Annotated in this window: 6 protein-coding genes and 2 pseudogenes; 2 read left to right on the top strand and 6 right to left on the bottom strand. The window is 64.9% G+C overall.

Annotation, left to right across the window (positions count from 1 at the left end; genetic code table 11):
- Nucleotides 1-174: pseudogene (locus KBY74_RS05850) on the bottom strand (ketol-acid reductoisomerase); the annotation flags it as partial.
- Between the two features lie 154 nt (nt 175-328).
- On the opposite strand from KBY74_RS05850, the gene KBY74_RS05845 reads away from it, so the two are divergent.
- On the top strand, nt 329-853 hold the full coding sequence (locus tag KBY74_RS05845; protein WP_254941881.1) for a nuclear transport factor 2 family protein: 525 nt from the start codon (nt 329-331) through the stop codon (nt 851-853).
- A gap of 285 nt (nt 854-1,138) precedes the next feature.
- On the opposite strand, the gene KBY74_RS05840 is transcribed toward KBY74_RS05845, so the two are convergent.
- From KBY74_RS05840 to KBY74_RS05825, 4 genes are all read right to left on the bottom strand, one after another.
- Complete coding sequence (locus tag KBY74_RS05840) at nt 1,139-1,525, bottom strand: nuclear transport factor 2 family protein (protein ID WP_254941880.1); 387 nt, start codon at nt 1,523-1,525, stop codon at nt 1,139-1,141.
- Between the two features lie 4 nt (nt 1,526-1,529).
- On the bottom strand, nt 1,530-2,132 hold the full coding sequence (locus KBY74_RS05835; protein WP_106501400.1) for an ATP-dependent Clp protease proteolytic subunit: 603 nt from the start codon (nt 2,130-2,132) through the stop codon (nt 1,530-1,532).
- A gap of 91 nt (nt 2,133-2,223) precedes the next feature.
- On the bottom strand, nt 2,224-2,910 hold the full coding sequence (locus KBY74_RS05830; protein WP_254941879.1) for an ATP-dependent Clp protease proteolytic subunit: 687 nt from the start codon (nt 2,908-2,910) through the stop codon (nt 2,224-2,226).
- A 30-nt stretch (nt 2,911-2,940) separates the two neighbouring features.
- Nucleotides 2,941-4,095 (bottom strand): PIN/TRAM domain-containing protein, encoded by a 1,155-nt coding sequence (locus KBY74_RS05825; RefSeq protein WP_254941878.1) that lies wholly within the window; start codon nt 4,093-4,095, stop codon nt 2,941-2,943.
- Nucleotides 4,096-4,260: 165 nt separating this feature from the next.
- Between KBY74_RS05825 and hemW the strand changes: the two are divergent.
- A pseudogene (gene hemW, locus KBY74_RS05820) lies at nt 4,261-5,463 on the top strand (radical SAM family heme chaperone HemW); the annotation flags it as partial.
- Here hemW and panB read toward each other — a convergent pair.
- The gene (panB, locus tag KBY74_RS05815) at nt 5,414-6,253 is read right to left on the bottom strand and encodes a 3-methyl-2-oxobutanoate hydroxymethyltransferase (protein WP_106501676.1); all 840 of its coding nucleotides are present in this window, start codon (nt 6,251-6,253) and stop codon (nt 5,414-5,416) included. The pseudogene hemW and the gene panB overlap by 50 nt on opposite strands.
- Nucleotides 6,254-6,266: the final 13 nt, after the last annotated feature.

The raw sequence follows: 6,266 nt of genomic DNA, 5'->3' as shown, positions 1-6,266 counted from the left end.
TTGGGCCTTGGCGGCCGAGCGGCTGCCTTCGTAGAGCCCAACGACCACGTTGACACCACTGTCCTTGAGGTTCAGCGCATGGGCGTGGCCCTGGGAGCCGTAGCCGATGATGGCTACCGTCTTGCCGGCGAGGGGGGACAGGTCGGCGTCCTGGTCGTAAAACATCTGGGCCATGCTGAGCGGCACTCGGGGCAGAGGACGAGCCTACCCAAGCGCCCCCTCAGGAGCCGTCATGGAGGATCTCGGGGTGGGTGGCAAGGCCATAGAGCGTGTCAGCTAGCAATTAACACTTTCCCAATATCTGCCTAAAATTTTTCAAAAAATTCTGATGTCTATTCCCATGGAAGTGCTCAGCCCCAGGCATCAGGCGATCGCCGACCTGTTCGATGCCCACATGGCGGCTGAGATGAAGGGGGATTTGGAGGGCACCATGGCCACCATGGACGCCGACCCTCACCTCATCAACATGGCTTCGGGGACTGGGGGCGTTGGGACCGCCTGGGTTCGCGACTTCTACGCCCACGATCTGATCGGGCAGTTCTTTCCCGCCGACGTCGAATTCATCCTGATTTCGCGCACCATCAACGACGAACGGTTGGTGGATGAGTGGGTAATCCGCTTCACCCACGACAAAGTGATGACCCACTTGCTCTCGGGGGTGGCCCCAACCGGTAAGCGGGTGGAGATGGCCATAGCGTTGGTGGTGGGAGTGCGGGAGGGCAAGGTGGCCTACGAGCACATCTACTGGGATCAAGCCGGGCTCTTAGCCCAGCTGGGCCTGCTTGATCCCACCGGACTTCCAATTGACACCACCACCGCCGCCCGGCTGCGGGCTGCTACCGGCAAGGGGTAGTGACGTTCGGGGTCGTTTGAAGGAAGTCCGTTTATACGCCGCGATGCCAATTGGGGGGTGGATCATGGACTGGATATTCCGAGTCTGGAGAGATGACGTCAAATATCAAGACCAATATCGAGGCCAATGCCTTGAATAAATATCCGCATGTAGTGGGTTCCAGTGATACAAAAATTAGAACTTAAGTCTACAGATCTTCCTGTGGAAACAACGATAATCGCCCTGTTGCTGGCTGCGCCGACACAAAGGCAGATCCGGGCGGGCTGTTGATCTGTGACTTGAATATTAGAAGCGATCGGTGTGGTGGTGCACCACACGCCAGTGGCCAGCCTCCTTACGGAAGACAGTGGTGGCGCGGATGTCACTCCGAATCTCCTCGCCGGCCTGGGTCATGCCGCTGGTGCGCTCCATGCACACCATGTAGCCCATCTCAGGGCTTTCAACAAAGCGACGGTCGTCAGCCACCAAGGTGCCTTCGAAGCCCATTGCGGACTCTTTGGTGAACTGTTCAAAGACCTCCTTGTGTCCTATGCAGAGATTGCCGGTGGGGCCGAGGTGGCTGATGTCATCGCCCTCAGACCAGATCTCCGCAAATGGGGCGCAATCCCCTGCAAGCAACTGGTTGCCAGCTGCGTAGAACAGATCGGCAGCCTCGGGCAGGGTGGTGGCCATCGGCTCAAGCCTCGCTTGGGTGGGCGATCACCCGATCGATCAGGCCGTACTCCTTGGCCTCGGCGGCGCTGAGGAAGTAATCGCGGTCGGTGTCCTTCTCGATCTTCTCGAAGGGTTGGCCAGTCATGTCGGCCATGGAATGGTTGAGCATGTCCTTGATGCGCAGGATCTCCTTCGCCTCAATTTCGATGTCACTGGCTTGGCGCTGGCTGGTGCCGCCTAGAGGCTGGTGAATCATGATCCGGCTGTGGGGCAGGGCCAGCCGCTTGCCCTTGGTGCCAGCGCCCAGCAGGAAGGCGCCCATCGAGGCGGCCAGACCCACGCAGATCGTCACCACGTCGCTCTTGACGTACTGCATGGTGTCGTAGATCGCCAGGCCCGCGGTCACCGAGCCTCCGGGGGAGTTGATGTACAGGTAGATCGGCTTGGAATTGTCTTCCGAATCCAGATAGAGCATCTGGGCCACCAGCGCGTTGGCCACTGCGTCGGTGACCTCCGAGCCCAAGAAGAGAATTCGCTCCACGCCCAGCCGCGTGTAGATGTCAACCCAGCGCTCGTACTGGCTGCCGGGGAGGCGGTAGGGAACGCTGGGGGTGCCGATGGGCATGGGTTTGGTTGGGGTGGTCGGTGGAACGCGGGGTGCCTGGGGGGCTGGCTGCCAGGAGGTGGCTGCCAGAAGGTGGCTGCCAGAAGGTGGCTCAGCCCAGGCCGGCTGCCGTGGCCGGCGGAGCGGTTGGAAGATCTTTCTGGCTCGTGAGTACCCGATCGATCAGTCCGTACTCCTTGGCTTCCTCAGCGGTGAAGTAAGTCATCCGGTCGGAATCGCGGGAGAGCTGCTCCACCGACTTGCCGGTGTTGAGAGAAAGCATCTCCAGCAGGGTGCGCTTGTTGTGCAGCACTTCCTGGGCCCGGATCTGGATGTCGGTGGCCTGGCCGCGGGCGCCGCTGCGGGGCTGGTGCAGGACGATCGAGGCGTGGGGCAGGGCGGCCCGATGGCCCTTGGTGCCGGCGCTGAGGATCATGGCTGCGGTGCCCATCGCCTGGCCGATGCAGATGGTGTGCACCGGCGGCTTCACGTAGCGGAGCGTGTCGGCGATGGCGAAGGCTTCGGTTTCAAAGCCAACGGCGTCGCCGGTGTACCAGCTGGTTCCGGTGGAGTTGATGTAGAAGAAAATCGGTTTCTCCGGATTGTCAAACTCCAGGTAGAGCAGCTGGGCAATGATCAACTCGGTGACGTCAATGCCCATCTGGCGCTTGGCGTCGTCGTCGCTGAACAGGGGCAAGCCCAAATAAACGATTCGCTCCTTCAGCAGCAGGCTGGGCAGATCGGGCGGCGGCGTGCGCATGGCCGCGGAATCGCCGTAGTAGGGGGCTGAAACCGACATCCGCGGTTGATGGAAGCAGGTTTGCGGAGCCTAGCGGGGGCCGTCCGCCTGCGGATTGGCCTTGCTGCGCTCTTGCCGTGGTTTGCGCTTGGCGGTGGTCTCCCCATTTGCCTCGGCTGGGGCTCCGTCGCCCCGGGCGAAAACGATCCGGCCAGTGGGGTTTTGCAGGGCTCCGGTGACCACCACTGGCAGCCGCTCGCCAATGCGGCCCCGGGCGCCTTCCACCACCACCATGGTGCCGTCGTCGAGGTAACCCACGCCCTGATCGGCCTCCTTGCCATCGCGGGCGATCTTGAGCTGTAGCTCGTCGCCAGGCTGCACCTCGGGCCGCAGGGCGATCACCAGCTCGCTGAGGTTCAGCACCTTGAGATCCTTCACCTCAGCCACCTTGGCCAGGTTGTAGTCGGCGGTGAGCAAGGTGCCGCCGGTGTCGGCGGTGAGCAGCAGCAGCTTGTCGTCGACGCCGTTGCCTTCGTAGCGGGTGCTGTTGACCACCAGCCGCCGGCCGTACTGCTCGCGCAGCTCGCTCAGCAGCTTGAGGCCGCGGCGGCCCCGGCCGCGCTTCTCGGCGTTGCCCGAGTCGGCTAGGGCCTGCAGCTCATCGATCACGCTCTGGGCCACGATCACCTGGCCCTCCAGCAGCCCTGAGGCGAGCAGGCCGCGGATGCGGCCATCAATGATCACGCTGGTGTCGAGGATTTTGGCGCTGGCCGGTTGCAGCACCCCATCGGCCACCAACATCGCCTCCGTGCTGCTGGGGTTGAACAGGCGCAGCAGGGTGCGGCCATGCACCTCGGCCAGGTTGTAGCCCGATACGCCGAAAAAGACGTTGCTGAGCACCGCCGCCAGCGGTTTGACGAAGATCACCTCCCAGGGCAGGGGCAGCAGCAGGATCGGCGCCAGCAGCAAGTTGGCCACCAGCAGGCCGAGGATCAGGCCCACGGCGCGGCTTACCAGCAGGTCGGTGGGCATGGTGCGCACCTGCTGCATCAGCTTGCGCCGCAGCTGCTGGAAGAAAACTCCAGCGATCACCCCAAAGAAGGCACCGAAGCCGCCCATCACGGTGCGCAGCCCTTCTGGTTTGTCCACCTGCAGCAGCAGCTGCTCGGGCAGCAGGTCTACCCCCAGCCAGCCGGCGGCGGCGCCAGAGATCACAAACAGGATCAGGATGAGGGAGTCCACCATTCCCGTCGTGCGTGGCTACCCAACTGATCTGGGTTGCAGCATGCCTGATTTCGGTGCCTTTGGCCTGAAGGGGTTTCCGAACCTGTCGTTGTGACTGCTCAATTTCCCCATCCAGTTCCAGTCCCAGTTCCAGTCCGAGCCCCAGCTCCAGGCCCGGCAGTCGCCCTGCCCTGGCCGCCGCGCAGTGCCTATTTGCACATCCCCTTTTGTCATCGGCGTTGCTTTTATTGCGACTTTCCGGTGGTGCCCCTGGGCGACCTTGCCGGCGGCGAAGCGCCGGCGCCGGGGTCGGCCTCGATTGCGGCCTACCTCAGCCTGCTGCTGCAGGAGATTGCCGCTTCGCCCCCCGGCCCCCCGCTTGCCACGGTGTATTTCGGTGGCGGTACGCCCTCACTGCTGACGCCCCCCCAGCTGGAGTCCCTGCTGGCGGCTCTGAGCTGCCGGTTTGGCCTAGCTCCTGGAGCTGAGATCAGCTTGGAGCTTGATCCAGCCAGTTTTGACCAGGATCGCCTGGCTGGCTATCTGCAGGCCGGTGTAAACCGGGTGAGCTTGGGCGGCCAGAGCTTTGACGATGCCGTGCTCGCCGGGCTGGGTCGCCGCCACCGCGGCGCGGACCTGCTGGAGGCCGCCGGCTGGCTGGCCCAAGCCCTGGGCGGCGGGGCCCTCAGCAGCTGGAGCCTGGATCTGATCCAGGGCCTGCCGGGTCAGGACCTGGGCCACTGGCGCCGCCAACTGCGGCAAGCCATTGCCCTGGCACCGCCCCACCTTTCCGTCTACGACCTCACCCTGGAGCCCGGCACCGTGTTTGCCCAGCGCCACGATCGCGGCCAGCTGCAGCTCCCCGATGCCGACCTAGGCGCCGACTTGATGGAGCTCACCTGGGCCGAGCTCAGCGCCGCTGGCTACGGCCACTATGAGATCTCCAACTACGCCCTCCCCGGCCACGCCTCCCGCCACAACCGCGTCTACTGGAGCGGCGCTGGCTGGTGGGGCTTTGGGATGGGAGCCACCGCGGCGCCCTGGGGTGAGCGCCTGGCCCGGCCGCGCACCCGCGAGGCCTACGCCGACTGGTTGGCCCAGCCGGGCTCGTCGCCCGCTAGCGCTGGTCAGGCTTGCCCAGGAATGCCGCTAGATGAGCGCTTGCTGGTGGGGTTGCGCCGCCGCGAGGGGGTGTCCATGCCCGCGCTGCTGGCCCAGGCGGGGCTGGGGCCAGCGGCGCTTGTGGCCTTGCGCAGCCACTTGGAGTCTTGGATAGGTGAGGGACTGCTGCGGATTGAGGGGCCCCGCTGGCGACTCAGCGATCCAGCTGGCCTGGCCCTCAGCAATGGGGTGCTGAGGGAGCTACTGGCTTGGTGGCAGGAGCAGGAGCAGTTGCTTGGGCAGGGTGACGCTGGCTGGCGATCCAGCCCTGCAGCGCTGCCACCCCCAGGGCCCGACCCTGCAGCAGCGGCGGGCTGAAGGGGGGCTGGCGGCTGGTGAGCCCCAGCAGGTCTGCCGTGACCCGAACCTGGCCATCACAGCCCTCGCCGGCGCCGATGCCTATCACCGGTAGATCCAATTCCTGTTGCAGCAAGGCGCCCAAATCGGCGGGCACGTGTTCAAGCACTAGGGCGAAGCAACCCGCTGCCTGCAGGGCCAGGCCTTGGCGCCGCAGTCGCTCGCGGCTGACCTCATCGTTGCCCTGGCGGCGGTAGCCCAGCCGATGAACCGACTGGGGGATCAGGCCGATGTGGCCCATCACCGGTATGCCGCTGCGCACCAACCGGTCGATCAAGGTCAGGGTCTCAGGCTCGGCGCCTTCAAGTTTCACAGCGGCGGCGGGGGTCTCCTTGAGCACCCGGCCGGCGGCAGCTACTGCGTCATCTGGGTTGCACTGATAGCTGAGGAAGGGCAGATCGCAAATAAGCAGGGGCATCTGCCCAGGGCCGCAGCTGCTGGCCAGGCCGCGGGCCGTGGCCCGGGTGTGGTGCAGCATCTCCTCGAGGGTCACCGGCAGCGTGGTGGCGTGGCCCAGCACGGTCATCGCCAGGGAATCCCCCACCAGCACCGCATCAGCGCCCGCCTCGGCCACCAGAGCGCCAGAGAGGGCATCCCAGGCCGTAAGCATCGTGATCGGCAGGCCAGCCTGCTTGCGGCTCGCCAGATCAGCGGGGCGCAGGGGCACGGGCTTC

Origin of the sequence: Cyanobium sp. A1C-AMD (assembly GCF_024346495.1) — a bacterium.
GTDB classification, from domain to species: Bacteria; Cyanobacteriota; Cyanobacteriia; order PCC-6307; family Cyanobiaceae; genus Cyanobium_A; species Cyanobium_A usitatum.
The sequence above is the reverse complement of the archived record's forward strand: the minus strand, read 5'-3'. Positions and strand labels throughout refer to the sequence as shown.